Raw genomic sequence first — 26,965 nt, 5'->3', positions numbered from 1 at the left:
AAAGATGCTTGTTAAGTAGTCTGCAAGTTTTTACGTTTGTAACTAAGCATACAATACTTAATTTTATAAAAAAAGGAAATTATGAATAGAATAGCGAATAATAATAAAAAGGCAGCAGTTAGGAGTATATACATATGACCTTATATGGAGAAATGACGAAAGCAGACTGGATGAAAGCTTTACATATTAATGAAGAAAATATTCCCGCATCCTTTATTTTACACGGGGAATGGGAGCATGCATGGAACATTGGAATTTGGAAAGAGTTATTAGCAGAAGACCAATGGATCCCTACATGGAATGCCATTACAGGAAACTACAATCAAACTAGAATAGGATTTGCAAATGTGTTCGGAGGTCCTCAAGCTGCCATGATTGCGCATCGTTTTGCTATGCTTGGTACAGAAATAATGATCCAAACAGGCTATTTCGGAGGGCTTTCAAAACAAGCATCCTATGGCGACATCTTTATCGTAACAGGTGCTTATATGGAGGATGGAGTTTCTAGGTGGTATTTATCTGAACAAGATATGGTATATGCCGATCCCATGCTGGTTAATGAAGCGATTGCCTATTGCGAAGAAATGAACTATAGCTATGTAACTGGCAATATATATACCACAAGTGCTATGTTAATGGAGACAAAAGAGCTAGTGGAGGATTGGTCAAATCGAGGGTTTATTGGGGTGGACATGGAGACAGCCACGACTTTTGCGGTTGCCAGTAAATACAATCGACGTGCTGTTGGTTTACTTAATCTTTCTGACCATTTGGTACAAGGAGATACCTTGTATTCGCGTATAGCCGATTATGAGCAAATTGAAGAGAGAACCGACCAGAGAATTAGAGAAATAGCTTTATATCTTAGTAGTTTAGGAAAGTAGGGGGGAGGAATGTTACGAAAAAAAATAAAGGTAATGATTTTATTAAGCCTGCTTAGTTTGATTGCTGCCTGCTCAAGTCAGGAAGAAAACAAGGATGCGCATATTGAAGAAGGTGAACTTACAGATTACGAACGCAGTCTAACCGATTTGGTTAGTGAAAACTTCTTTGTTTATGATGTCGAAATTTTAAATGAAGATGCAAAAGAGGTCCGTCTAAAAGTAGATTATTTCCAAGAAGGTGAGCTCGTGGATACGATTGTGAACCTTGCCACTGCCGTAGATGTAGAAGAAGAGCCAGAGGCGAGGTTCGTATTTTTGAACACTTCCTCTAATGGCCAAGAAAAATGGATTGCTGCGGCTATGACAGAGAATGGAATGGCGAGTTCTACTATAGATGAGGGTCTGCCGAATATGGAAGATATGTCTGGTATGGCAGGGAGTTTAGGAGGAACAAGTTTAGAGATGAATAAGGAAGCTGTTATTGGTTCCGTGGTTAATAGTAATCAAGAAACCATCAGTACTCCGGTCAACATCGAAACAGATGAAGACTTAAAAAAGGCAACGTCCTATGAACATGTCTTTATTTTAACCGCCACCTTAATGGACTGTCATATTGGAGACGAAGGATGTCCAGAATAAGGAGCGAGCGTTAATGCGAGTAATACTAGAATTATTAAGGATTATCTTTATTTTTTTACTGCTTGGAGGATTTACATGGGAAGTATTAAATTCTATTTACAGTGCTTATGAGGGAATTGAGACTTATAAGTGGATAGGTGCAATAGGTATCTATTTAGCGCTTTTTGTATTGTATCGAAACATATTTCAATTTTCGGGTTGGTACCAAGGGAAGGGGCGGAAAAAGCTCCCACAGAATATGACGTTTGTTTTATTAGGTGCGTCAATATTGTGTATACTATTACCATTCCCAATGGAGTGCCTAGGTGGTTAAAAAAACTCCCCTGTTGGCCGTAAGGCTAGCTCAGGGGAGTTTTGTTCTGTCTTAAGATTCTGTAGCGACAGCAGGTTGATTTAATATCCCTTCTGTTTCCTTTTCTGGTTCTTTTTGTTCTGGATTGGTAGTCGGAGTATGCACCCGCTTAATGAAGAATGCCAATACAAACGCTAAAATTGCAATAAATGTTGATACTAGGAAGCTGAAATTAATTCCACTTAGCATGGACTGATTTAATATATCAGCTTGAACTTCAACAGCAGCTTGTTGAGTGGCTAAAGCACTAGGGTCGATCGCTGCACTTAACTCTGTTGCTTTTGTTTCCGTGCGATTATTCATCACCGTAATTAATAAGGCTGAGCCAATCGCACCAGAAACCTGTTGCAAGGTGTTATTCATCGCAGTTCCATGTGGGTTATCCTTCATCGGCAACTGGTTTAATCCATTTGTCATAATCGGCATCATAACCATGGACATACCGAACATGCGAATAGTATAGATTAACATGATGGTTCCGTAACTAGTATCCAGACTAAGTCTGCTGAAAGAATAGGTTGTTGCAATGGTAATTGTTAATCCAATCAGTGCTAATAAGCGTGCTCCATATTTATCAAATAATCTACCTGTGATCGGCGACATAATTCCCATTAAAATAGCACCTGGAAGCATGAGTAAACCTGAATCCATCGGAGAGATGCCTCGGATGGTTTGAATGTATATTGGCATTAGAATCATGCCGGAAAACATTGCGATCGCCAATACAATAGAAATAGTAGAAGATAATGCAAACATAGGGTATTTGAAAATCCGAAATTCGAGCATAGGATCATCCATGTTTAATTGGCGGATAATTAGACCGATTACGGAAATAGCGCCGATAGCTATGGTTCCATAAACCAAAGGATCGTTCCATCCATTTTCTCCCGCTGTACTGAAACCGTAAAGTAATCCACCAAAACCTAGACTTGATAGAATAATAGACAGGATATCAAGTTTGATATTCCGCTGTGGTGTAATGTTTTTTAGTTTGAAAATACTGTATAAAAGCGTAAAGATAGCAAAAGGTAGAACGATATCAAATAAAGTTCTCCAGCTATAATGCTCGATGACCCATCCGGACAAAGTTGGACCAATAGCAGGCGCTACGATCATAACTAGGCCAAACGTTCCCATTGCAGCTCCTCGTTTTTCAACGGGAAACGCTGTAAGCATCACATTCATTAATAATGGCATCATTACAGCAGAGCCAGAAGCCTGGATCATTCGGGCAGCAAGTAATACACCGAAAGATGGTGCGAGACTGGCAGTCAATGTTCCAATTGTGAAAAGCGTCATAGCTGTGATAAATAAACTTTTATTCGTAAATCGCTGAATAAAAAAGGCACTTGCTGGAATAAGTATTCCGTTAATCAGCATGTAACCAGTAGACAGCCATTGAACAGCAGTCGCTTTCACCTCAAACTCTTCCATAATAGAAGGTAGTGCAACATTCAGCAATGTCTCATTTAATATAGACACAAAAGCACCAATGAACAATATAGCAATCATCCCATAAGGTGGTTTATCATGGAGTTTGTTTATTTCCAATCATGATTCCTTCTTTCCTCTTAGATAATATTTATATATTTTATACCGATAGTACAAATAAATCAATAAGAAAAATTATGTTTTACAAAAACACTATAATGTAAGTAAATAAGATAAGAAATAGAAGTTGTACTCTTGTTATAAAAAAGTGTATTTGGTTTGCGGAATTCGACTTTATTCTTCTGTTTGAAGCATTTTATTTGGTTTAGGTTTGTTCGAAAGAAGGAATTATAAAGGATAGAATACTTAATAATGGAGGCTGTATATGAAAGGTTTAATTCGTAAGCTTGTTAAGTACGGACCAATTATTTATCCGATGGTAAGAAAATATATGAATAAACGAAAAGGCAAGTCATACAAAAGATGATAGAAGGTATAGGATAGCTGGCGAAAAGCCAGCTTTTTTTGTAGGAAGGAAAATGAAGGGATATTGTTGAAATGGAATACAGTAGGAAGATCGGAGGTGGAAAAAGTTTGGAAGAAATTCTGGAGCGACTAACCATCGGCACTATTGCAGATTTTAAAAAAATAATAGGTGGAAGAGACAGTGTTGTCTATAAAATTAAAACCATGAATGAAAAGAGTTATGCTGTTCGTATACTTCCATATGAAAGAGTAGAGCAGTTCAAACAGGAAGAGCACGTAATTAATATTGCGAAAAAGAACGGCATCCCTGTACCTTTAGTACATCAGGTAAGCAAAGTGGAGAAATATGCTGTCATGGTGATGGACTGGGGGAGAGGGAGAACAGTATTAGAAGAACTTTTGGAGTACCCAGAAAATGCTATAGAGCTTGGAATGAATTTTGGAAGAATGCAGCTTCAGTTACACGATGTTATGCCATCTGAAATCGGGTAATCAGAGTGGCTTTATCCAAAATCAGAAAGAGAAAAGAAACTCTACGAAAAAGCACGCTCAGTCAATGAGACGAAGATCTGTTTTTTACACATGGACTACCATCCATTAAATGTACTTGCGGAAAATAGTAGAATAACAGGAGTGCTTGATTGGATGAATGCTTCATCAGGCGATTATAGATATGATCTTGCCCGAACATATTCTATTTTAAGTGCAGAGGAAGCGAGACAATATCTCGGGATAGATCACGCTTTAGTAAAAAGATTTAGAGAAGCTTGGTTAGATGGGTATTACAGTAATAGTAAGGGAAGAGACGAGTTGAATTTGTACATACATTGGGCCAACGATAGACTGGTCAGGGAAATGAAGATTGATTAACTATGTAGCGACGAGTTTAGAGTTACACATTGAAGGAGGTATTTTAATGAAGTTAGGAAAAATAAATCATTTGCTTTTTTCTGTATCAAATCTAGAAAAATCTATTTCATTTTACGAAAAAGTTTTCGGTGCTAAATTACTTGTGAAGGGAAGAAGCACAGCGTATTTTGATTTAGATGGATTATGGGTGGCATTAAATGTAGAAGAGGATATACCTCGTAATGAAATTCAACAATCATACACACATATAGCTTTTACAATAGTGGATGAGGAATACGAAGTTCTTTATAATCGTCTGAAGGAGTTAAAGGTGAATATTCTATCAGGTAGGGAAAGAGACGAACGTGATAAAAAATCCATTTATTTTGCAGATCCTGATGGACATAAATTTGAGTTTCATACAGGAAATTTGGAAGATCGCATGGATTATTACAGAGAGGAAAAATCGCATATGGAGTTTTTTTAAAAAATGAAGTGCGGGACTTCTTTCAAAATCATTCATTGAAGTCCTGCGCTTTTATCCCACGTTAGGAAGGTGTGGTTAATCTTAGTTATGGTTAAGATTCAGCGAAGTTTATGATGAGTTCCTAGGAATAGGAAAAGCTTGCACATTCGCTAACAAGCGAATGCGAGTTTTCTGTTTTTAACTTTTGTTGTTGAATAAGTAATCCATAATCGCTTCAAATGCTTCCACATTATCTGTAATTAAAAACACAGGTAAAAGCATCATAACGAAAGCAACAGTCAGGTTAGCTACGAAGAATTTAGTAATTCCTCTTACAATCTTTCTCATTATTCTTTGCTCCCTTCTATTGTGAAATCATTATACTCCCATGTTTTATGAAATACAATGATGAAAATCCAGATTCATAATGTTCTAAGGGGAAAATAAGCATAAAGTAGTATAAAATAGAAAACCACTTCTTTTTATAAGAAGTGGTAAATTAATTAAAGGCCCAGGTTTTCTATTTGATTCATCAATCCGGTAATATTCTCGATTGTTTGATAAACGTGGGAATCTTGAAGCTGTTCAATTGCAACCTCGCCATTATTTAAGAGCTCGTTTGTAGCAGTTAGCAGCGTTTCACTTTTATTTTTCAGCTCTTGATGAATGTCTTCGGCAAACCCGGGGGCTTCTAAACGTATAAAATCTTCAATGGTTGTTTGGAGTGTTTGCACTCGGTTAGCGAGTTCTTCTCCTTCAAGTGAAGTGGATTCTTCTACAAAGCTACTTAAATCGTTTATATAATCCGTCGCTTCTGACACGTAATTAATTGAATCATTGGTCTCTTCTAGAAAAGAACAACCAGAAAGTATGATACATACTGCCAATATGGGTATAACCACAAGCCTTTTCATGTTTTTTCTCCTTTCGCCTGTAGAGGCAAAAATTGCAATTCGTTACATTACTTACACACTAGCTAACTTTAATACGTAGGTGTATAAAAAATGTTTCAGTTAATATAATCATAAGTCGAATAAAAAGAACGATCGAATCGATTTGTATTCAAGCATTTATAAGGTAAAGCGTTTAACTATAATCGGAAATGACGTCTTTCATTCATTATTTTACAAGGAGTGGGAACACTATTTTTAAGGTTTTAACTCCAAAATAAGATGAGGATGGATACAGATGAGAAAAAGATTATTTGCTCTATTTACAGTTGCTATTATGGTTGCGCTAACTTGGTTAGCTGCTCCAGCTTCTGCTTCGTACCATGACAGTGAAGTGTGGAATATGGAGGTAAAGAAGGATCATCACGATAAGGAAAGCCTAGAAAAATACAAACCGCTAATATTAATCGAAGCGAAAGAACTTGGTATCGAAACAGAGGAGAAAGAGCTTCAACAGCTTGCAAAAGAGGTCTTTGAGAAGAGAATCTCAACCATGGCTGAAGAAATGGGTATTAGTATAGAAGGAAAGGGAATTAAAGAGCTTAAAAATGAAATACACCACCAAAAGGTTATGGATAAAGCAAAAGAACTAAATATTGAGACGGATGGAAAAGAAGCAAAAGAGCTTGCAAAAGAAGTATATAAAGAAATGCTGGTGAAAAAAGCAGAAAAACTAGGTATCGAAACAGAGGGGAAAGAAATAAAAGAGCTGAAGAAAGCCGTTTTTTCTCAATCTGTCAAAAATGAAGCAACAGAATTAGGAATTCAAACAGAGAATAAGGACACACATGAAATAAAGAACGAAATAAGGAAACAAAAAATTTATGATACAGCAAAAGAACTAAATTTAGATGTTAAAGATAAAACTGCAGAGCAGCTGCTTCAGGAGATTATTTCCGACCATGCTGCGGAGGCTAAGGAGCGCAAGCTTTTCCCTTTTGGTGATAAGCCAGACATGTACCACCATTAAAACTGCAAAGCACCTTGTATAGAACAAGGTGCTTTGCAAGTTATTGCTATAATACGTACCTAGAAGGTGCAGGAGTACGAAGCAAGCACCCTAAGGTTTTCTTAGATGTTGGTTACGATGATGGAGACCAATACAAAAAAGGCTCCAATTCGTACAAATGCTAAACGTTTCTTCATTTTTATTGCTCCAATCTTTGTTGTTTTATAGGATAAATCGCACTATTGATAGCCGACTTCACATTTTATGCTAGTATAAAATATATATAACCAAAATTTCACAATCGTAAACATAATGTTTTTTCTTCTCCAAAGGCTGTGTTAACATGTGTCATGTTACAATTCTCGTTTTCTGTAGACGATTCGTGCGTTTACAGCGGTATGAAAGAGGATAGAAGCCTTTTAGGAGATATATTATAGAAAGAAGGAATAGCTTATGGTAAACGACCAAGGAACAAATCAGCCGCCTGGGGAATCTTTTAATAAGGTACCTTTGCTGATTGTGCTGATCTCGGGAGCATTCGTAGCTATTTTAAATCAAACTTTACTTGCTACGGCGCTTCCGCACATAATGGAAGATTTAGAACTAAACGCAAACACAGCACAGTGGCTGCAATCTATTTTTATGCTTGTAAACGGTATTATGATCCCTATTACAGCATTTTTAATTGAACGTTTTACGACAAGAGGATTATTTCTTACAGCAATGGGAGTATTTGCATTAGGCACAGTCATTTGTGCTGTTGCTCCAAATTTCGGTTTTTTGATGGTAGGAAGAGTTGCACAAGCAGCAGGCGCAGGGATTATTATGCCTTTAATGCAGACCATATTGTTTTTGATCTTCCCGCTTGAAAAACGTGGAGCCGCCATGGGTATGTTTGGCCTAATTATTGCATTCGCTCCTGCTATTGGCCCGACTCTATCAGGATGGCTTGTAGAACACTTCCCATGGAGAAGCCTGTTTTATGTTATCTTACCAATTGTGATAGTTGATATTATCGTTGCATACTTTATTCTAAAGAACATTACAAAACAGACTTTCCCTAAATTAGATATATTATCTATCATCCTCTCAACACTTGGATTTGGTGGATTGCTATTTGGATTTAGTACTGCAGGTAATAGTGGCTGGGGAAGTATCCAGGTTGTCGTATCGATGATTGTCGGAGCAGTGGCTTTAGTTTGGTTTATTCGAAGACAGTTAAAGCTAGAGAAGCCTATTCTAGAATTCCGCATCTTCAAATATAAAATTTTCACTCTCACAACGATTCTGGGCATGGTTGTATTTGTGGCCATGATCGGTGGAGCGGTAATCTTACCATTACTAATGCAGACTATGCTAGGATTTACAGCTTTTGAATCTGGTCTTATGCTATTACCAGGTGCGCTACTAATGGGAATCATGAACCCCATAACTGGTCGTATTTTTGATAAATTTGGTGCAAGATGGCTCGCGATTATTGGACTATCCATCCTCGTAATTACGACCTTTATGTTTACAAACTTGGATGCACAGACTACTTTCTTGTATCTATCAGTTGTCAATGTGTTTAGGATGATTGGGGTTGCCATGGTAATGATGCCTGTAACAACTGCTGGCTTAAATCAGCTTCCTTCAAACTTGATTCCGCATGGTACTGCGATGAACAATACAATGAGACAAGTATCTGGTGCGGTTGGCACTGCACTACTTGTTACAGTGATGACCACAACAGCATTGCCTGAACAAGGTGTTAGTGGCATGATTCATGGAGTTAATGTATCCTTTGTCGTGGCAGGGATAACAGCGATTATCGGACTTGTTCTATCCTTTTTCCTTAAAGGATCTCGGCCTGAAGGAGAAGGGAAGAAGATTAAAATAGGAAGCTGACGTGTTACATTTTTTATTAAGCTAGTAAGAAGGGAATATGTAGGCGAAGAGAGTTTTTTACTGTATGCCTCGTGGTAAGTATGTGTCCACAGAAGGTGTAAAAAAACTACTTGCGGAGAGAGTGTGAGGTCATTTTTGCCGGTTGAAATGGGCATTTATTTGACCGCGAAGCATTTCCTCCCGCAAGTCTTTTTTTCTTTTCTCCCGCATCATGTCTTTTTTAATTTCACTTGTTTGTACGCCTTCCTCGCGTTTGTCGGCAATTTTCATGAGGATTTCTATATCAGCAAAGGAATATTTCCTTGTTCCCCGCTTTGTTCTATCAGGGAAAATTAGTCCCCGCTCCTCGTAATAGCGTATTTTACGCTCAGATAATCCGGTTAATTCATTTACAATCCCGATGGTGATTACCTTTTTGTCTTTATACGTAGCCAAGGTGTAAACCTCCCCTGTTTCATAGTATACATGATTCAACTGGTTTTTCTACTGCTTTTAAGTTAAGTGTGTTAGGAAAACTTACATAAGATAATAATTTACTGCCATAGCGTAAAATGTACGAGAAACTACCTTGAATAGGTAGCATCTCGTACGTTTATCGCTGGTAATACTTATACATTTTTTCTAGTTCGCTTAGTGTGTGTGCTGAGGGAGCTTTTTTCTTATTTTTAAATGCATCTATTTCTACTAGTTTTTGGATGTAATACTGCTTCACTTCTTCAACAGCCTCACGTAGCTGATTTTTCATGAGCATTGTTTGACACCTCCATGAGTAGAATGATTCGTTTTACATGACCGTTAAACTCATAATAGCGACTACTCAAATTAAATTTAATTAAGTAGGGTATACCAAGATTAGGCTAGATCTCTAAAAATGTCATTTAACGTGTAAGAATATCTAACAAAGAATTCAAAAAACAGGTAAATAGATGTTAGCTTTTCTCCTCATTAGGAAATTTGTATTACTATTTAACGGGGGACACAATCATTGTATGATATGAAGTAACAGTTTGAATGTGCGCTGAGGTAGGAATTTGCCAATGATATCTAGAAGTAGTAAGGGAGAATAATTTTTAGGAGGTTTAATTGATGGCAACAATAGATGATTTCATAAAATTAGATGTAAGGATTGGAACAGTTGTAAAAGCAGAAACTTTCACGGAAGCGCGAAAGCCGGCGATTAAATTGGAAGTAGACTTTGGTGAGCTTGGCATAAAACAATCCTCCGCACAAATAACAAGACGTTATGACCCACAAGAACTTGTAGGTCGACAGGTAACGGCAGTGGTTAATTTTCCACCAATGCGGGTTGCCGGTTATAAATCGGAGGTTCTAGTTTTGGGAGGAGTACCAGAGGATGGGGATGTCGTCTTACTGCGTCCTGATGAAACGCTCCCAAATGGTACGAAGGTTTCCTAATGAGAAAAGACAAGGAACGGACTGTACAGGATGTTATTGTTTCTTGGAGTGGGGGAAAAGACAGCGCAATTGCTTTACATACATTACAACAGTCGTCTGATTTTAGAGTGGTAGGCTTGTTGTCCACTTATTCTGAGAAAAGTGGCAGACTTCCAATACATGAAGTGTTAAAGGAAATGCTTTATGCCCAAGCTTCTTCCTTAAACCTCCCACTATATGGAATAGAGATGCCTAACAGCGTGACAAATAAAGCGTATGAGAGGATTATGGGAGAGCAGTTTGAAAAGTTCATTAGTGAGGGGATAAGGGCAATTGCCTATGCTGATCTATTTCTTGAGGATATAAAGTCATATCGAGAGCGGCTTCTTAAGCAGCACGGGATGAAGGGAGTATTTCCCTTGTGGGAGGAAGATACAGCAAGTGTTGCAGGGCAATTTATTGAAGATGGATTTAAGGCTATCGTAACAACTGTTGATACAGAAGTATTGCCAGCAAATACGGCGGGACGAATGTTCAACTATCAGTTTCTAGAAGACCTATCAGTACAAGTAGATCCTTGTGGGGAGAATGGGGAGTTTCATACATTTGTCTATGATGGACCCAACTTCCAAAACGGCTTACCAATTACAAAAGGGGCACATTTCCAAACGTTTGAAGGAAAATTTGCGCATGCAGAAATTATATTGAAATCGTGATCTGTAATAGAAAGGGTTTTTTAATGAGTTTAGGCTGGTTTTTAGTTATACATCTGTTTATCGGTTTGTTTATTATTTTTTCTCACAAAAGGCTACCAAAGCCGTTTACGGTATTTTTTACTGTCTTTTTAATTATGAGTCTTTTATATACTGTGGCTGTAATGCTCAATCTTTTTGTAACATAGTTGTAACCTTTTGCTTGTGATTCCGACTAAGTAGAAAAGCATACTTATTGGAATGGGGGGATTAGGAGTGAAGAAGGCGATTTGGTTTTTGCTATGGGTAATGGTATTTTTAACAGCGTGTAGTAATGAGCAAGAAAATATTGGGGAATCAAGTGAAGATATTGCAATGGATTCTGTAGAGGAATCGATGGATGAAGCAGAAAAACAAGGTACCGAATTTTCTGAGACAGAAAACAATGAGTCAACGGAATCAGGTGGACAAGAGGCAGTGGAAGTTGAAACGAAAGAAGTAGAGGTAGAAGAAAGGAAAATCATTTATACAGCTAATTTAAGGCTAGAAGTAAAAAAATATCAACAAGCTGTAGATGAAATAGAGTCCCAAGTGGCTGACTTTAATGGGTATATTGTAGATTCCTCTACCTTTGGTTCTTCGGAAGAAAGTTCGACTAGTGGTCATATTACAGCACGCATTCCACAAGAGCGATTTCAGGAGTTTATTCAGCTTGTGGAGGAAGGAGCTGGAAAGCTGCTTGAAAGCAATGTCTCTGGTCAGGATGTAACAGAAGAATACGTTGATTTGGAATCACGCTTAAAATCGAAGCGAGTTGTAGAAGAACGGCTTTTATCCTTTATGGAAAAAGCGGAAAAAACAGAGGACTTACTCACCATCTCCAGCGATTTAGCCAAAGTACAAGAAGAAATTGAACAGGTTACAGGTAGGATGAATTATTTGCAAAACAAAGCTGACCTTGCTACGGTACAAATCGACATAGAAGAAAATAACGTTAACATTACGGGCATGAGTGAAGATGATCTGAACACATGGGAAAAAACCAAACAGCAATTTTTAAAAAGCATTAATACGATTTTAGCGGTGCTATCTGGATTGTTTGTCTTCATAGCAGGGAATCTGCCAATCCTAATTCCGTTAGGGGTTATTGCATTGGTAGTTTGGTTAGTAGTAAAAAGAAAGAGGAGCACAATTAAAAAAGAGGATAAAGGTAACTTGGTCTAATATGCTTTGCCAAAATATCGAGTTATAAGCTTCATTTTGTAGCCGGTTTTGTATGAAATTCTTTAAAGGAAAAACTACTACTTTCGTTTCTAAGTAGTAGTTTTTTCTTTATGTAAATATAAAAAGCCTTTAAGCGATAAATAAGCTTAGAGAACAGTTATACTAATCCCCTAAGAGAATTGGAATATGCTTCTAAAATTTACTATACCCACACTCATTTTATAAAATCTCAGAGCTATAGTTTCTGTTTAGCAAAGAAAGGAAATGGCCTTCCAATGGATGCCCTTACAGTATTCTTGGGATGACTTTTTGTGTTAGGATTATAATCACTACTAAATGCTGAAGCAGACTACAAGAAAGTACATAAAGGAATGGAAGTAAACATAGTTGATGTTTACCAATATAGAAAGGGTGGAACAAAATGGCAGAATTGAAATTTGAAATAGTGGAAACGATTGCCGTCTTATCCGAATCCCCAAAGGGTTGGACGAAGGAATTAAATCTAATTAGTTGGAACGGAAGGGACCCTAAATATGACATAAGAGATTGGTCTCCAGCCAAAGAAAAGATGGGGAAAGGCGTGACACTAACAGAGGAAGAACTTACTTCTTTAAAGAAGGCTTTAGAAATAAGATAATAATATAATTAGATTTTAATAGGGAGTGGTAGGATGATTTCAAATAAGCCAGCGGGTTTCTGGATAAGATTTCTAGCTAATCTAATTGATGGTGTGCTTATACTTATGCTTGCAGCAATTGTTGCAGTATTGATAGGAGAAGAGAGCTTTTGGGATTACTGGAACAATGACATGGATTCAACTTCAGAGTCTGTGGCCAATCTTTTCTATTCGATTATTTTTATCATTATATTTACTGCGAGTAAGTTTATGGGATCACCAGGAAAATTGGCATGTAGAATTAAAGTGGTAAATGTGGACGGAAGCAAAATAAGTATGTTGAAGTCCATCGGTCGATTTTTTAGCTATGTTATTTCTGCCTTGCCATTATTAATAGGTTTTATGATAGCAGGGTGGAATGAAGAGAAGAAAGCATTACATGATATGATTTGCAAAACACGTGTTGTATACCGAAATGAGTAAAGTCTCCTGTTGGGGGCTTTTTTCATTTCTGATGTATTATGGTACACTGAGAAATAGTAACAATTATTCGATTATTAAGTTTATGTTTATAGGAGTGATGGGCAAATGGGGTTTTTGGAAGCGCTTAAGGAGATAATTCCTACTGAAAGAGTATCAACAAATGAAACAATTTTGCAGCAACATAGTTCGGATGAGTCGTATCATACGCCCCATCTACCGGATGTAGTTCTCTTTCCAGAGAATACAGAGGAAGTGAGCCAAATTGTTAAATTGGCGGACGAATGGGAAGTTCCTGTTGTTTCTTATGGTCTTGGGACTAGTTTAGAAGGTAGTATGATTCCACATAATGGTGGAATCATGATTGATTTTACATTGATGAATAAAATAATTGAAGTGCGACCAGAGGACTTTCTTGTGAGAATACAGCCTGGCGTGACAAGAACACAATTGGAAAAAGAGTTGCGTAAATATGGCTTGTTTTTCCCTGTGGATCCTGGGGCGGATGCAACGCTCGGAGGCATGGCAGCAACCAATGCAAGTGGTACAACCTCTGTGAAATATGGAATTATGCGGGATAATGTACGTGACTTAGAAGTCGTGCTTCCAAATGGGAGCGTGATTCATACCGGGAATTTGGCTGCTAAATCATCTTCCGGCTATCATTTGAATGGGTTATTTGTTGGTTCAGAGGGCACATTAGGCTGCTTTACTGAACTGACGTTAAAAGTACATGGAATACCTGAACATAATATGGCGGGTAGAGCAGCATTTGATACAATCGAACATGCTGTGGAAGCAGTGATTAGTGTTCTGCAAGCTGGTATCCCTGTAGCGAGAGTCGAATTGGTAGATGAACAATCAATGCGGCAAATCAATGCATTTAGTGACACGGACTATAAAGAGGTACCAACCTTGTTTTTTGAGTTTCATGGAAATGAAACCGGTTTAGAACAGGATGTTGTTTTCACGAAGGAAATTATAGAAGATTGTAATTGTAGAGAGTTTGCATTTGAGTCAGACACAGCAGGCAGAAATCGACTTTGGGAAGCCAGACATAATGCAGCCTATGCATACCTTCACGGAAATCCCGGGAAAAAGCAAATGGTTACGGATGTTTGTTTACCTATATCCGAATTAGCAGGCGCGATAAAGGATGCCAGAGATGCAGTTGATTCATCAGGTCTATTAGGCGGAATTGTCGGACATGTAGGTGATGGAAACTATCACATCCTTCTAATGGTAGATACAGAGAATCCAGAGGATATAAAAAAGGCGAATATAGTAAATGAGCGTATTGTTCAATATGCACTTACAAGAGGAGGGACGTGTACCGGGGAGCATGGCGTTGGAATTGGCAAACAAAAATATCAGCGTCAAGAGCATGGTGGAGCACTTGATGTAATGCAGGCCATCAAGGCAACAATCGATCCGAAGGGGCTTTTTAATCCGGGGAAAGTGGTAGACATTAAGTCATAGTTTCTATGAAGTTGGCAGTGAGGCTTGCACAACTTTTAGTCTTTGGGTGAACCAACCAACTTCGGGTTCCAATCAACCAAGTTATGGAGTGAATCAACCAATTTCACGCCTCAATCGACCAAGTTCGAGTGTGAATCAACCAACTCTGCGTCTCAATCGACCAAGTCCGAGTGTGAATCAACCAACTTCACACTTCAATCAACCGAGTCATGGAGCGTATCAACCAAACTAGTGCCGCAATTAACAAAAAGCGCTAGCTACGCATCAACTGAAATATCGCTATATTAGTAAAAAAAGGCTGATACAGAAACTAATCTGTATCAGCCTTTTAAAGTTATTATTTTACTGCACTTGTTTCGTTAACTTTTTCGACCCAGCCGAAAGGATCGTGTTCACGGCCATATTGGATACCTGTTAACGTTTCATAAAGTGATTTTGCAACCTTGCCAGTGTTCCCTCCATTGATAAAGAGATCCTTATCATCCCAGCTAAGCTGGCCAATTGGTGAGATTACTGCTGCTGTTCCTGTGCCAAAGGCTTCCTCTAATGTTCCGTTCAGATATGCCTCATGTAGTTCATCAAGAGAAATTTTCTTCTCAATTACTGGGATATCCCAATGCTTTAATAATTGAATTACAGAATTTCGTGTAACACCTTCAAGGATACTTCCGTTCAATTCAGGGGTAATGACTTCTCCATTCACCTTGAAGAATACATTCATGCTTCCAACTTCTTCAATGTACTTTTTCTCCACACCATCAAGCCAAAGCACCTGTGTGAATCCCTTTTGTGCACACAACTCCTGTGCTTTCAGGCTAGCTGCATAATTGCCACCTGTCTTCGCCTCACCTGTGCCTCCTTTAACAGCGCGCACATATTGGTTTTCCACAGCGATTTTAACAGGGTTTATGCCTTCTTTGTAATACGCACCAACTGGTGAAAGAATGACAATTAGTTTGTATTGATGAGATGGAGCTACCCCGATAAACGGTTCTGTTGAGATGATAAATGGTCTGATGTAAAGAGAGGTTCCATCTGATGTTGGAATCCATTCACGATCAAGAAATACAAGTTGCTTAATAGCGTCTAACACAAATGCTTCATCTACTGGTGGGATGCAGAGACGATCATTGGAACGGTTTAGCCGTTGTAAATTCTTGTCAGGCCGAAAAAGCTGAATATCTCCCTCTGGCGTATAGTAGGCTTTTAAGCCTTCAAACACAGATTGCCCATAATGAAAGGTCATTGCTGAAGGATCAATTGTTAATGGCTCATATGGCACAATACGTGGATCATGCCAACCAACAGGTTCTGAATAATCCATGATAAACATGTGATCTGTGAAGAGTCTTCCAAACTCTAATTGATCTGTTTTCGGCTTATTTTTCTTTGTTTTGCTCTGATGTACTTCGACTGTCCATTCTTCCATGTCACTATCCCCTTGTGGTGAAAATTTTAATTTCAATAATAAGCCATATTCAGGATAAACGCAACCCTAAATTGTCAGTTTTTTCTGGCTTATGTTTTTGTTGTATAATTTAAATAGTCTATGTAGAGAGAAAAGGAGTGATTGGGTGTTAAAAGCGATACTGTTTGATTTAGATGATACTTTGCTTTGGGATGAAAAAAGTGTCAAGGTTGCTTTTGAGACAACCTGCCAGCTAGCAGAAGAGCACTATGGCATTAAGGCAGACGACTTTGAGAAAAAAGTCCGAGAGATTGCAAGAAAGCAATACGCAACTTATGATACATATACCTTCACTCAAATGATTGGTATTAATCCATTTGAAGGGTTATGGGCCCAATTTCATGATGAAGGGGAAGCGTTCGCCAAATTAAGAGAGTTGGCACCAGGTTATCAGCAGAAGGTTTGGACAAAAGCATTGGAAGCGTTTGGGGTGAAAGATACTGCGTTTGGCTCTAAGCTTGCAGAGGCTTTCCCTGAGGCTCGTAAAGCGAATGCTTTTGTGTTTGAGCAAACCTTTGAAGTTCTAGACAAGCTACATCCACATTACTCCTTGTTGTTATTGACGAATGGTTCTCCTGATCTTCAGCACACAAAGCTTTCCCTTACACCAGAGCTGAAACGGTATTTTGACCATATTGTCGTTTCGGGTGCTTTTGGTAAGGGGAAACCAGATCAAGCTATTTTTGAACATGCACTAGATTTATTGTCAATGAAGCGAGAGGAAGTAGTTATGGTAGGAGATAATTTAAAAACAGATATTTTAGGTGCGTCTAGAGCGGACATCCAATCTATTTGGATTAATCATCATGGCAAGAAGCCAACTGACGTACAGCCCTCTTTCGAAATCACGGATTTAGGGGAACTAGCTCCTTTAATTAAACAACTTGAAGGAAATACAGAGGCTTAGTAAAAAATAAGGAAGAGAACGGGACAAAAGTATTTACGCAAAAGATAAATCCGAAAGATTAGCCTTTGAAAAACCGTTTCAGAAATATACTCCGCTTTCCATGGGCGGTTGGTGAGCCTCCGAATGCTCCGCATTCTGGGGTCTCGCCTAGGCCTTCCTCCCATAGGACAAGGAAGACTTCGACAGCATTGCATCGCACGCAGAAAATCGTTTTTTGATTTTCAAGGAGTCTCCGTATATTTCTTGCGCTTATTCTAGCTATCATCCGTCTTTTGACTAAACCTTTTTGTTTGGTCCCGACCTCTTCCTGTTTTAGTGTCTATTTAAAGGTCAATAGCTGTCGCTTGGTAAATTTCTTCTAATTGTTTTAATGCTTCCAACTCTTTCGTTTCAAGATGCTTGTCGACTGTCAGCATCATTACGGCATCTCCACCAACATCTGCACGGTCCACCTGCATCGTAGCGATATTAATATTATATTGGGCAAGCAAGGAACCCATCTTTCCGATTACGCCCGGAATGTCACGATGATGGATAACTAGGATGTGGCCTTTTGGTGTAACATCTACACTATAGTCATCTACCATCACAATACGGGGGCCAAGCCCATTTAAAAGCGTACCGGCAACCCGGCGCTTTTCAGATTTTGTAACGATCTCCACGGTGAGCAAATTCGTAAATCCTTTTGTTGTCGATGTTTTATTTTCATGTATTCGAATCCCGCGTTTTTCTGCTAAATATAATGCGTTAACGTCATTAACATGTTCCCCAAGATGTCTTGTCAGAAGTCCTTTTATGGTATTCCGGGTAATGGGAGCCGTTTCAACACCTGCCAATTCACCAGAATAATAGATATTCACTTCTTCGATAACTTCTCGTGCTAGATGTATGAGAAAGGTACCTAGATTTTCTGCTAGGTTGAAATATGGTTCTATTTGATTTAGCACTTCTTTTGGGACAGATGGCAGGTTAACTGGATTTTGCACAATGCCCCCTGTTAGAAAGCGAATGACATCTTGGCAAACATCCACGGCAACATTCTCTTGTGCTTCTACAGTACTTGCACCAAGATGTGGGGTAGCAAAGACTTCTGGGAGTTCCAATAGTTTATTGTCATGAAAAGGCTCTTCTTCAAATACATCAAGTGCAGCACCGGCTACTTTTCCACTTACGATAGCTTCATAAAGTGCAGCTTCATCAATAATCCCACCTCGTGCACAATTGATGATTTGAACCCCTGGCTTCATTTGTTGAAATGCCTCCTCGTTTAATAAGTGCTTTGTTTCTTTTAGGAGGGGGGTGTGCAAGGTAATAAAGTCGGCTTGTTTTAATACGTCCTGAACGGTACCGTATCCTATTCCTAGGTGATCTGCTTTTTCTTCTGTTAGAAAAGGATCATAAGCCATTATATTCATACGCTGGCCCTTTGCCCTATAGGCCACCTCCGCTCCAATTCTACCTAAACCAATAATCCCTAGTGTTTTGTTTTTTAATTCAACCCCAACATATTTTTTTCGATCCCATTGCTGGTGTTTAAGCGAGTAGTATGCTTGAGGGATTTTTCGCGAAAGAGCCATCAGCATTGCCATCGTGTGCTCTGCTGCTGAATTTGTGTTGCCATTCGGTGCATTGACAACAACGATTCCTCGTTCTGTTGCTGCATTTAAATCAATGTTATCCACACCTACCCCTGCACGGCCAATAATTTTAAGATTTTCTGCTGCTTCTATCAGCTTGCGGGTTACTTGCGTTTGACTCCTTACCAATAATCCATCTACATTGCTAATTTTCTTCAATAGTGCTTCTGGTGTCAGGTCTGTTGCTAGCTCATAGTGGATACCATCCTGCTGGTTAAGCACTTGTATCCCTTCTTCACTGAGGGGATCTGAGATTAATACATTAAACGCCATGTTAGCACCTCCAATTTTCTTTAGGCTAAATACGTTTTTTGAGCAGCTTCTATCCCTTTACCAAGCTCAATTGTTTTCCCAATTCGGATGAGTGCCATCTCGATTAGACTAATCGTTTGCAGGACATCGGCAGGGGAACAGTACCCCATATGGCCGATGCGAAATATTTGTCCTTTGAGTTGATGCTGTCCTCCTGCAATGCTTACCTGAAATTCTTCGTCTAATATCTTTCTAAATTCTTCTGCCTTAAAATCAGTCGGCTTCACTGCTGTGACCGTTGGGGATGCGACCTCATCATTGGTGAGCAACTCAATATGGTGAGCTTTAAATGCCGAACGAGTCATTTGCATCATAAGCCTATGTCTTGCAAAAACATTTTCCAACCCTTCCGTTTCTAATAGCTGCAAAACCTGTTCGAGGCCAAATAAAAGGGACAGTGCTGGTGTAAAGGGAGTCGTGTCGTTTTTTATACTGTCACGATATCGCTTCAGATCAAGGTAAAAGCGAGGTGTATTATTTTCATCTATGCGATTCCATGCACGTTCACTTGCCGCTACAAAAGCTAATCCGGCTGGAAGCATAAAGGCTTTTTGGGACCCTGTTACTAAGATGTCGATTCCCCAATTATCCATCTCCACGGGTGCAGCACCAACGCAGGATACGCCATCTACAATCATTAGCGCATCTGAATGATGTCGTACAACTGCAGCAAGCTCCTTAACCGGGTTGAGAACACCTGTAGAAGTCTCGCAATAGGTAGCAAATACCCCTTTCAAATTAGGATGTGCCTGTAAGTATGTTTGAACATCCTTTGGGTTAATTGCTTCTCCCCATTTTGTTTCAAGGCGATGTACATGTATGCCATAAGCCTGACAAATCTTAGCGAAGCGATCACCAAACGATCCAGAAACGAGAACTAACACATCATCTCCGGGTTCTACTGAATTGACTACAGCCATTTCAAGTGCTGCAGTACCACTTCCTGTAAGAATGAGTACATCTTCTTTCGTACCAAAGATGGGTTTAAGACGGGGTCTCAGCTGTTTGATTAGCGATTTTGCCTCTTGACCCCGGTGGCCGATCATTGGTTGCCCCATTGCAAGCTGTACACTTGGTGGAATGGGACTTGGTCCAGGTATCCTTAAAAATTGCTGGTCTGCTAGCATTTACTATCTCTCCCTTGCAATCCTGAAATCCGAACAATAGGTTGGTTTTCTTATTATATCTTTCGTAAATATTTTTCAGCATAGCAGAACTAGAATGATTGTCAATAAATTTAAGCAATTTAAAAAATAATTTACTTTAATTATTTAAAGTGATGGATCTGATCAGACAAAAGAAATAAGTAAGTTCGTAAACGGAGGTCTTTTCACGTTAATAATGGAAATAATGAAGTAATTTTCTAAAATACCTTGCATTTAAAAAGATTTGGATATAGAATAATTTTTAAAATTCTTATGAAGGAGGTTCAGTGATGGTCACATTTGTAGCATCGATCTTGTTACTACTAGTAGGTTATTTCATATACGGGAAGGTGGTAGAACGAATTTTTGGCATCAACGATAGACAACGTACACCAGCCTATTCCAAACAGGACGGCTTGGATTATATGCCAATGAGCTGGTGGAAGGCAATCCTTATTCAACTTCTGAACATCGCTGGAACCGGTCCTATTTTCGGTGCAATTCTTGGAGCGCTTTATGGTCCTGTTGCTTTCATCTGGATTGTAGTCGGATCTATTTTTGCAGGAGCAGTTCATGATTACTTTTCAGGTATGCTGTCACTTCGTCATGGAGGTGCACAGTTTCCAAATATAGTTGGGAAATACTTAGGAAAATATGCGAAATCATTTATAACGGTCTTATCTATTTTATTAATGATTTTGGTTGCGGCTGCCTTCACAGCAGCGCCAGCACAGCTGATTTCACAGCTGACACCACTTAGTTTTATGGCATGCCTCGTTATTGTATTTGCTTATTTCTTATTAGCAACGGTGCTACCGGTAAATAAGATAATTGGTAAGATTTATCCTATTTTTGGCGGGATATTAATTTTTATGGCGGTCTCGATTGGGATTGGTATCTTCTTTTTTGATAATCCGGTGCCAAATTTAACCTTTCAAAATATGCATCCTGGTGAACTGCCAATCTGGCCTCTGTTAATGGTAACGATATCGTGCGGAGCGATTTCTGGGTTTCATAGTACACAAAGTCCAATCCTCGCCAGGACTCTCAAGAAAGAGAGTGAAGGAAGAAAAGTTTTCTATGGTGCCATGATTAGTGAAGGTATCATTGCACTTGTCTGGGCTGCAGCAGGAATGGCCTTTTTCAATGGAACCACAGGCTTACAGGAAGCATTGAATGCAGGTGGCCCATCAGCGGTCGTAAATGAAATTAGCATCTCTACACTTGGAGCATTTGGTGGGATCCTGGCTGTGCTTGGGGTAATTATTTTACCTATCACAACTGGAGATACAGCACTTCGCTCTTCCAGAATGATGCTTGGCGAATTAATAAATCAAATTACTAAGAAAGAAATGACAGGAAAGAAAACGGTAGCCTTACTTGTTATTCCTGTTGCTATACCAGCATTTTTACTATCAACAATTGATTACAGCTTTTTATGGCGCTATGTTGGCTGGTCAAATCAGGTCGTGGCCACATTTATGCTTTGGACTGGAGCTATGTACTTGCTGAAAAATCATAAGTTCCATTGGATTTGTAGTGTTCCTGCACTATTTATGACAGGGGTTGTCAGCACATATATTTTCTACGCCCCGGAAGGATTCCAAATGGATTACGTTGTTTCTGTGATTATTGGGGGAGCTATATGGACAGTTGTCCTCGTCTGGTTCATCATGAAACTATTGAAGCAAAAGGCAAGGAAAGATATGCGTACAGCTTATGCTAGTTAAGGTTGTGAGGGAAAATCTAAACAGATTTGGTTGTTGATACCGAATAAAAAAGCCGTGGATCTTATTAGGTCCATGGTTTTTGTTACGTAAAGGAGATTTTTTAAATTAATGTTTCGTAAAGTTTTCTAAAACTTGGCTAGAGTGATAAAATTAGCTTGGTATTGGAAACATAAAAGGGTGGAACAGCTTAGAAAGGGAAGGGCAACATATGAAAAAAACCTTACAAATAGCTGGAGCTTATATCGGTGTAATTGTCGGTGCCGGATTTGCTTCAGGGCAAGAAGTATTACAGTTTTTCACTGCTTTCGGTTGGTATGGCCTTGCTGGAACAGTTATTTCGACAATTCTATTTGCATTTTTGGGGATGCATGTACTCCAACTTGGACAGCACATGCAAACAACCTCGCATAAGGTTGTCATTTATAAAATATGCGGCAAATACATAGGGTTTTTTGTGGATATCATCTTAACCTTTTTCTTATTTGGCGTTGCGGTTATTATGATTGCAGGAAGTGGCTCGATCTTTGAACAGCAGTTCGGTATTTCTGCTATTTTGGGCAATTTCATACTAACATTACTAGTAATTGCCACGTTATGCTTAAATGTTAAAAAGATTATTTCGGTCATTAGCTTAATAACACCTTATTTATTTTTATTGATGTTTGTAATTGTCGGCTTTGCTTTATTCAATAGTGACTTAAGCCTACACCAAATGAGCGCCATTGCTGATTCACAAACAGCAGCTGCATCTAACTGGTTTGTTAGTGCAGCATTATATGTTTCTTTTAATATCGTGCTGGCTTTTTCCATGCTTATTGTGATGGGTTCCTCCGAAAAGGAAATAGGGAGCATATCAAAAGGTGGACTTTTGGGCGGAGTAGGGCTCGGTATCTTACTATTCATCATTAATATTGGGTTGTTTTTCAACATAGATCGTATATTAACAGTAGATATGCCAACACTTTTGCTTGCAACGGAGATCTCACCAATTGTTGGAGTGTTGATGTCCATTGCTTTACTCGGAATGATTTTTAATACGGCGGTCGGTATGTTGTATACCTTTACGACCAGATTTGTTAAGCCGGACAAGCCATCTTTTAAAAAGATTGTTGTTATTATTAGTCTTCTTGCATTTGCCTCAAGCTTTGTCGGGTTTACCAAACTTGTAAATACGCTTTACCCGTTCACAGGCTATCTCGGATTCGCTCTCGTAATTGCGATTATCGTTTCTTGGATAAACTGGAAGAGAAGAGGACTGTCTCGGTCAAAGAGTTAAAGAACACATAAGTAAAAAGATGAATCGTTAATCTAAGCGATTCATCTTTTTTGTATAAAGAATTTTTAGTCAATTTTCTATTCATCGTTCGAGCAAGATGCTAGAATAGAACTAAGTTGAGGAGGGATTTAGTTGAAAAAAATGCAATTAGGAACAAGTGAGCTAGAGGTATCAAACATTTCGCTAGGATGTATGAGATTAAGTGGACTTACGGATGATAAAGCAAAAAATGTTGTACATCATGCAATGGATCTGGGAATAAATTTCTATGACCATGCAGACATATATGGTGGCGGAGCCTCAGAAGAGATTTTTGCGAAGGCAGTTGACATGAATCCATCTACTCGTGAAAAAATGATCCTGCAATCAAAGTGCGGTATTAGAAATGGATTCTTTGATTTTTCAACATCCCATATTCTTTCGTCAGTAGATAGTATTTTACAGCGACTTCAGACAGACTATCTTGATGTATTGTTACTTCATCGTCCGGACGCATTAATGGAACCAGAAGAAGTTGCGGAGGCATTTTCATCACTGGAGAAAAGCGGGAAGGTACGGAATTTTGGTGTAAGTAATCACAATCCAATGCAAATTGAGCTCTTAAAAAAATATGTAGAGCAAGACTTAATCGTGAATCAATTACAGTTCAGCGTGATGCATACAAGCATGATTGATGCTGGTTTACAGGTGAATACGAAGCATCCTAATAGCGTTGACCGGGATGGTAGTGTACTAGACTATAGCAGGTTAAACAATATGACGATTCAAGCATGGTCGCCATTTCAATATGGGTTCTTTGAAGGAGTATTTATCGATAATGATAAATTTCCAGAGCTAAACAGCGTATTGGGGAACATTGCTGAAAAATACAATGTAACGAAAACGACTATTGCAGTTGCCTGGATCCTACGACATCCAGCAAAGATTCAAACAGTGGTTGGCACAATGAATACGGAGCGACTGTCTACTATAGCAGATGCATCTGAACTTGTTCTGAGTAGGGAAGAGTGGTATGAAATTTATCGTGCAGCTGGAAATGAACTGCCATAACAGTTTCTAATATAGTTTTTGCTCCCTAATTAAAAGAGGGTAGGTTAGCTAATTTCCGGTTTGGAAATTAGCTAATCACTATTTGTAGGAGTGTTGATGACGTATAGAACGTTATTTGGGTGTGATCATTTTGAGGGAAGTTCTTTTAAGTCTTGCGCATAAAATACTCTTAGTCTAGATAGTGGTTTTAGATAGGAGGTCGTTATGAAAAAACTTCTGATATTTATTGGTATCGTGCTATTTGTTGCATTTAGTTATATGGCTATTACTGATAGGTTTCCTTCTGGCTATCATGCAGATACTCCCACCGCCAAAGAGGTTTTAAGCAATAACCCTAGAGCTGATATCCTTCAATTAGATGGTCTAGTTTATTCTAATGCTTCAGATAGGGAATGGATTGACGCCAAGGAGTGCACAAAAGGTGAAATGATTGGAGAAGTCAAAAAAAGGACTACAAAAACGTGGTGGTACCAAAACTTTTATGCCTCCAATCTCCCCGTAGGGACTAAAATCTATTCACGTGATGACGAAGGATGCCAGAAAGGTGACGCCCCTGGAATGGTATTAGTAGAATATAATAATGAGTTACTCGCGTATCAAGCTTTAATTGAAGGGTAATACTGCTTCGCTATTATAAAAATCATAAAGAGAATTAATATAGAACAATTCAAATGGGGTTTGGGTGGCCGTTGTGAACAAGGTAATACCAAAAAGAATACATATTGTCGGCTCGGTTGGAAGTGGTAAAACAACATTAGCAAAAAAAATATCTTTAGAGCTAGGTATCCCCTATTACGAGTTAGATAATGTAGTTTGGATAAGGAATAAGTCTGGAGATATAAGGAGAACGGACCGAGAAAGAGAAGCATGCTTGAACAGTATCATGCAGTCAGAAAGCTGGATAACAGAAGGAGTACACACTGCGGATTGGGCAAGCCATTGCTTTCATCTTGCAGATTTAATTGTTTTCTTAGATACAAAGTATACCATCAGAGTTTATAGAATAGGAAAGAGATTCTTTAAACAAAAGCTTCGAATAGAGGAGTCGAATTACAAACCAACACGGGAAATATTTATAAAAATGTTTAAATGGAACCGGGACTTTGAGAAGAAAGGAAAAGTTAACCTTTTCAATAAGTACGGCATACATAAAGATAAAATGGTCATTATTAATAAAGCAAAATTAGCAGAGAAGTATGTGAATAATATGCGAAGCAGAGCTATCCAATAGTATTGAAGATTTGTACGCTTATTTATAATGGTGGTAGGAGGAGTGACCACAATGCAGATATACCCTGATTGTGATGCTATTACTAGAACAACAGAGGTCGGCGGGCTAACGAAATCACAGCTTATTCATAGGTTGCAACAACACTCTATTTTAATAAATAAGTATGGGGAGACGTTACTAAGAGATGAAAGATTTAGTACTTCAGAAACAAAGTACAGTCTAAAGACCGTTGAATTAAGCGTTAAGAACTTCGGATTCCCTAATGGTGCAACGATGCCCCAGATCTTCAGACAAGCGAGCGAACTTGGTCTAAATTTGTGTCCACTTGAGCTGGGTCCATATTTAAGGCTAACATATTTTGATCAGCCAGAAAGTGATAAAGGGAGAGATTCTCAACAAGGGCATGCGCCTTCTGGGTCTATTACAATAGCTTCAGAAATAGTTAGTGCGGATGATGAATTTCCAAAAGGATTTTACCTAAGGAATGTTAAGGGAGAACTATGGTTGCGGGGATACATTGCAGATGGTCTGCATGTGTGGAATCCAAAAGACCGATTTATATTTGGTGAAACCATAATTAAACGGTAAAAGATTGGCTACTTTATTAATAGCTGCTCTGAAATTTTTTAAAATAGGCAAAGTGATGTTCTTTTTCACAAACCCATTTAATTAGTTAATCAAATGTTGGAACTTGTCATTTCATACTTATTCATTAAACTCTGTAAGTTATTAGTTATATAGGAGAGAAAATATTAATGTCACAGTCACTAATTTTTGATATGGATGGAACGTTATTTCAAACAGATAAAATTTTAGAGTTATCACTTGATGATACTTTTACTTATTTAAGGTCAAAAAGTGAGTGGAATGCTGATACTCCTATTGATAAGTATCGGGAAATAATGGGCGTACCCTTGCCTAAAGTGTGGGAAGCCTTGTTACCAGATCATTCCCGAAAGGCAAGAGAAGAAGTTGACTCTTATTTTTTAGAAAGATTAGTAGAAAACATAAAAGATGGTAATGGGGCACTATATCCTAATGTTAAAGAAGTATTTCGTTATTTGAAAGAAAATGATTGTTCCATTTACATAGCAAGTAATGGTCTGGTTGAATATTTAAAAGCAATTGTGAAGTATTATAATTTAGACCATTGGGTTACGGAAACTTTCAGTATACAACAAATTGATTCGTTAAATAAATCGGATTTAGTGCAAAGTATTATAAAAAAATACGATATAACTAAGGGAGCGGTCATTGGAGACCGACTATCAGATATAAATGCTGCTAAAGACAATGGCTTAGTATCAATTGGATGTAATTTTGATTTTGCACAAGAAGGGGAGCTTTCACAAGCTGATTTCGTGATAGATGATTTAATTGAACTACAAACTCTATTACCTAATATAAGCGGGTAATAAAAATATGATAAG

The 26,965-nt window shown here is 38.5% G+C and carries 31 protein-coding genes; 23 read left to right on the top strand and 8 right to left on the bottom strand.

Going from position 1 to position 26,965, the window contains the following annotated elements; translation table 11 throughout:
* Positions 1 to 134: 134 nt before the first annotated feature.
* The 3 genes from AC6CHS_RS14400 to AC6CHS_RS14390 are packed head-to-tail and all read left to right on the top strand — an operon-like array spanning position 135 to position 1,836.
* Positions 135 to 884, top strand: coding sequence for a phosphorylase family protein (locus tag AC6CHS_RS14400; protein ID WP_498237112.1), 750 nt, complete (start codon positions 135 to 137; stop codon positions 882 to 884).
* 9 nt (positions 885 to 893) lie between these two features.
* Entirely contained in the window at positions 894 to 1,523 is a 630-nt protein-coding gene (locus tag AC6CHS_RS14395) for a YgaN family protein (protein WP_498237110.1), read from the top strand.
* 13 nt (positions 1,524 to 1,536) lie between these two features.
* Entirely contained in the window at positions 1,537 to 1,836 is a 300-nt protein-coding gene (locus tag AC6CHS_RS14390) for a hypothetical protein (protein WP_498237108.1), read from the top strand.
* 51 nt (positions 1,837 to 1,887) lie between these two features.
* Here the strand turns inward: AC6CHS_RS14390 and AC6CHS_RS14385 are convergent, their stop codons facing one another.
* Positions 1,888 to 3,387 (bottom strand): DHA2 family efflux MFS transporter permease subunit, encoded by a 1,500-nt coding sequence (locus tag AC6CHS_RS14385; RefSeq protein WP_498237360.1) that lies wholly within the window; start codon positions 3,385 to 3,387, stop codon positions 1,888 to 1,890.
* Positions 3,388 to 3,691: 304 nt separating this feature from the next.
* Between AC6CHS_RS14385 and yxzF the strand changes: the two genes are divergently transcribed.
* The 4 genes from yxzF (at position 3,692) to fosB (ending at position 5,128) form a co-directional block, all read left to right on the top strand.
* Positions 3,692 to 3,793, top strand: a complete 102-nt coding sequence (gene yxzF, locus AC6CHS_RS14380; RefSeq protein WP_498237107.1) for a small protein YxzF — start codon at positions 3,692 to 3,694, stop codon at positions 3,791 to 3,793.
* A gap of 107 nt (positions 3,794 to 3,900) precedes the next feature.
* Entirely contained in the window at positions 3,901 to 4,284 is a 384-nt protein-coding gene (locus AC6CHS_RS14375) for a phosphotransferase (protein WP_498237106.1), read from the top strand.
* 75 nt (positions 4,285 to 4,359) lie between these two features.
* A complete protein-coding gene (locus AC6CHS_RS14370) occupies positions 4,360 to 4,662 on the top strand; it encodes a phosphotransferase family protein (protein WP_498237358.1) in 303 nt (100 codons plus the stop codon).
* A gap of 46 nt (positions 4,663 to 4,708) precedes the next feature.
* A complete protein-coding gene (gene fosB / locus AC6CHS_RS14365) occupies positions 4,709 to 5,128 on the top strand; it encodes a metallothiol transferase FosB (RefSeq protein WP_498237104.1) in 420 nt (139 codons plus the stop codon).
* Positions 5,129 to 5,305: 177 nt separating this feature from the next.
* On the opposite strand, the gene AC6CHS_RS14360 is transcribed toward fosB, so the two are convergent.
* Both AC6CHS_RS14360 and AC6CHS_RS14355 read right to left on the bottom strand, forming a co-directional pair.
* Positions 5,306 to 5,455, bottom strand: coding sequence for a hypothetical protein (locus AC6CHS_RS14360; protein ID WP_498237102.1), 150 nt, complete (start codon positions 5,453 to 5,455; stop codon positions 5,306 to 5,308).
* A gap of 155 nt (positions 5,456 to 5,610) precedes the next feature.
* Positions 5,611 to 6,021 carry a DUF6376 family protein gene (locus AC6CHS_RS14355; RefSeq protein ID WP_498237100.1) on the bottom strand — a complete coding sequence of 137 codons (411 nt, stop codon included), beginning with the start codon at positions 6,019 to 6,021 and terminating at the stop codon, positions 5,611 to 5,613.
* Between the two features lie 274 nt (positions 6,022 to 6,295).
* Between AC6CHS_RS14355 and AC6CHS_RS14350 the strand changes: the two genes are divergently transcribed.
* Positions 6,296 to 7,027, top strand: a complete 732-nt coding sequence (locus tag AC6CHS_RS14350) for a hypothetical protein (RefSeq protein WP_498237098.1) — start codon at positions 6,296 to 6,298, stop codon at positions 7,025 to 7,027.
* A 432-nt stretch (positions 7,028 to 7,459) separates the two neighbouring features.
* The gene (locus AC6CHS_RS14345; RefSeq protein WP_498237096.1) at positions 7,460 to 8,893 is read left to right on the top strand and encodes an MDR family MFS transporter; all 1,434 of its coding nucleotides are present in this window, start codon (positions 7,460 to 7,462) and stop codon (positions 8,891 to 8,893) included.
* A 129-nt stretch (positions 8,894 to 9,022) separates the two neighbouring features.
* Here the strand turns inward: AC6CHS_RS14345 and AC6CHS_RS14340 are convergent, their stop codons facing one another.
* Together AC6CHS_RS14340 and fbpA are read right to left on the bottom strand one after the other, a co-directional pair.
* Positions 9,023 to 9,328 carry a MerR family transcriptional regulator gene (locus AC6CHS_RS14340; protein ID WP_498237095.1) on the bottom strand — a complete coding sequence of 102 codons (306 nt, stop codon included), beginning with the start codon at positions 9,326 to 9,328 and terminating at the stop codon, positions 9,023 to 9,025.
* A 157-nt stretch (positions 9,329 to 9,485) separates the two neighbouring features.
* A complete protein-coding gene (gene fbpA / locus AC6CHS_RS14335) occupies positions 9,486 to 9,644 on the bottom strand; it encodes a Fur-regulated basic protein FbpA (protein WP_081779371.1) in 159 nt (52 codons plus the stop codon).
* A gap of 335 nt (positions 9,645 to 9,979) precedes the next feature.
* Between fbpA and csaA the strand changes: the two genes are divergently transcribed.
* The 6 genes from csaA (at position 9,980) to AC6CHS_RS14305 (ending at position 14,779) form a co-directional block, all read left to right on the top strand.
* Entirely contained in the window at positions 9,980 to 10,309 is a 330-nt protein-coding gene (gene csaA, locus AC6CHS_RS14330; protein WP_106896151.1) for a chaperone CsaA, read from the top strand.
* Complete coding sequence (locus AC6CHS_RS14325) at positions 10,309 to 11,004, top strand: Dph6-related ATP pyrophosphatase (RefSeq protein WP_498237094.1); 696 nt, start codon at positions 10,309 to 10,311, stop codon at positions 11,002 to 11,004. Before csaA ends, AC6CHS_RS14325 begins: the two co-directional genes overlap by 1 nt.
* A 252-nt stretch (positions 11,005 to 11,256) precedes the next feature.
* Positions 11,257 to 12,204, top strand: coding sequence for a DUF4349 domain-containing protein (locus AC6CHS_RS14320; protein ID WP_498237092.1), 948 nt, complete (start codon positions 11,257 to 11,259; stop codon positions 12,202 to 12,204).
* A gap of 421 nt (positions 12,205 to 12,625) precedes the next feature.
* The gene (locus AC6CHS_RS14315) at positions 12,626 to 12,841 is read left to right on the top strand and encodes a YdbC family protein (protein WP_498237090.1); all 216 of its coding nucleotides are present in this window, start codon (positions 12,626 to 12,628) and stop codon (positions 12,839 to 12,841) included.
* Between the two features lie 33 nt (positions 12,842 to 12,874).
* On the top strand, positions 12,875 to 13,303 hold the full coding sequence (locus tag AC6CHS_RS14310) for an RDD family protein (RefSeq protein WP_498237089.1): 429 nt from the start codon (positions 12,875 to 12,877) through the stop codon (positions 13,301 to 13,303).
* A 105-nt stretch (positions 13,304 to 13,408) separates the two neighbouring features.
* A complete protein-coding gene (locus AC6CHS_RS14305; protein ID WP_498237087.1) occupies positions 13,409 to 14,779 on the top strand; it encodes an FAD-binding oxidoreductase in 1,371 nt (456 codons plus the stop codon).
* 337 nt (positions 14,780 to 15,116) lie between these two features.
* On the opposite strand, the gene AC6CHS_RS14300 is transcribed toward AC6CHS_RS14305, so the two are convergent.
* Positions 15,117 to 16,208, bottom strand: a complete 1,092-nt coding sequence (locus tag AC6CHS_RS14300; RefSeq protein WP_498237085.1) for a branched-chain amino acid aminotransferase — start codon at positions 16,206 to 16,208, stop codon at positions 15,117 to 15,119.
* A 145-nt stretch (positions 16,209 to 16,353) separates the two neighbouring features.
* Between AC6CHS_RS14300 and AC6CHS_RS14295 the strand changes: the two genes are divergently transcribed.
* Positions 16,354 to 17,154: an HAD family hydrolase gene (locus AC6CHS_RS14295; protein ID WP_498237084.1), complete on the top strand. Its 801-nt coding sequence runs from the start codon at positions 16,354 to 16,356 to the stop codon at positions 17,152 to 17,154.
* 323 nt (positions 17,155 to 17,477) lie between these two features.
* Here the strand turns inward: AC6CHS_RS14295 and serA are convergent, their stop codons facing one another.
* Both serA and AC6CHS_RS14285 read right to left on the bottom strand, forming a co-directional pair.
* Entirely contained in the window at positions 17,478 to 19,064 is a 1,587-nt protein-coding gene (gene serA, locus AC6CHS_RS14290; protein ID WP_498237083.1) for a phosphoglycerate dehydrogenase, read from the bottom strand.
* 20 nt (positions 19,065 to 19,084) lie between these two features.
* Entirely contained in the window at positions 19,085 to 20,230 is a 1,146-nt protein-coding gene (locus AC6CHS_RS14285) for a pyridoxal-phosphate-dependent aminotransferase family protein (RefSeq protein ID WP_498237081.1), read from the bottom strand.
* A 308-nt stretch (positions 20,231 to 20,538) separates the two neighbouring features.
* Here AC6CHS_RS14285 and AC6CHS_RS14280 point away from each other — a divergent pair, with 308 nt between their 5' ends.
* From AC6CHS_RS14280 to AC6CHS_RS14250, 7 genes are all read left to right on the top strand, one after another.
* Positions 20,539 to 21,978 carry a carbon starvation CstA family protein gene (locus AC6CHS_RS14280; RefSeq protein WP_498237080.1) on the top strand — a complete coding sequence of 480 codons (1,440 nt, stop codon included), beginning with the start codon at positions 20,539 to 20,541 and terminating at the stop codon, positions 21,976 to 21,978.
* Between the two features lie 208 nt (positions 21,979 to 22,186).
* Positions 22,187 to 23,254 (top strand): YkvI family membrane protein, encoded by a 1,068-nt coding sequence (locus AC6CHS_RS14275; RefSeq protein ID WP_498237079.1) that lies wholly within the window; start codon positions 22,187 to 22,189, stop codon positions 23,252 to 23,254.
* 141 nt (positions 23,255 to 23,395) lie between these two features.
* The gene (locus AC6CHS_RS14270) at positions 23,396 to 24,304 is read left to right on the top strand and encodes an aldo/keto reductase (RefSeq protein WP_498237356.1); all 909 of its coding nucleotides are present in this window, start codon (positions 23,396 to 23,398) and stop codon (positions 24,302 to 24,304) included.
* Between the two features lie 204 nt (positions 24,305 to 24,508).
* A complete protein-coding gene (locus tag AC6CHS_RS14265; protein WP_498237078.1) occupies positions 24,509 to 24,922 on the top strand; it encodes a hypothetical protein in 414 nt (137 codons plus the stop codon).
* Positions 24,923 to 24,995: 73 nt separating this feature from the next.
* A complete protein-coding gene (locus tag AC6CHS_RS14260) occupies positions 24,996 to 25,535 on the top strand; it encodes a P-loop NTPase family protein (protein WP_498237077.1) in 540 nt (179 codons plus the stop codon).
* 51 nt (positions 25,536 to 25,586) lie between these two features.
* The gene (locus AC6CHS_RS14255) at positions 25,587 to 26,123 is read left to right on the top strand and encodes a helicase (protein ID WP_498237075.1); all 537 of its coding nucleotides are present in this window, start codon (positions 25,587 to 25,589) and stop codon (positions 26,121 to 26,123) included.
* A gap of 167 nt (positions 26,124 to 26,290) precedes the next feature.
* Positions 26,291 to 26,950 carry an HAD family hydrolase gene (locus tag AC6CHS_RS14250; RefSeq protein ID WP_498237074.1) on the top strand — a complete coding sequence of 220 codons (660 nt, stop codon included), beginning with the start codon at positions 26,291 to 26,293 and terminating at the stop codon, positions 26,948 to 26,950.
* Positions 26,951 to 26,965: the final 15 nt, after the last annotated feature.

The organism is Oceanobacillus sp. GQ8 (genome assembly GCF_059758495.1).
The sequence above is the reverse complement of the archived record's forward strand: the minus strand, read 5'-3'. Positions and strand labels throughout refer to the sequence as shown.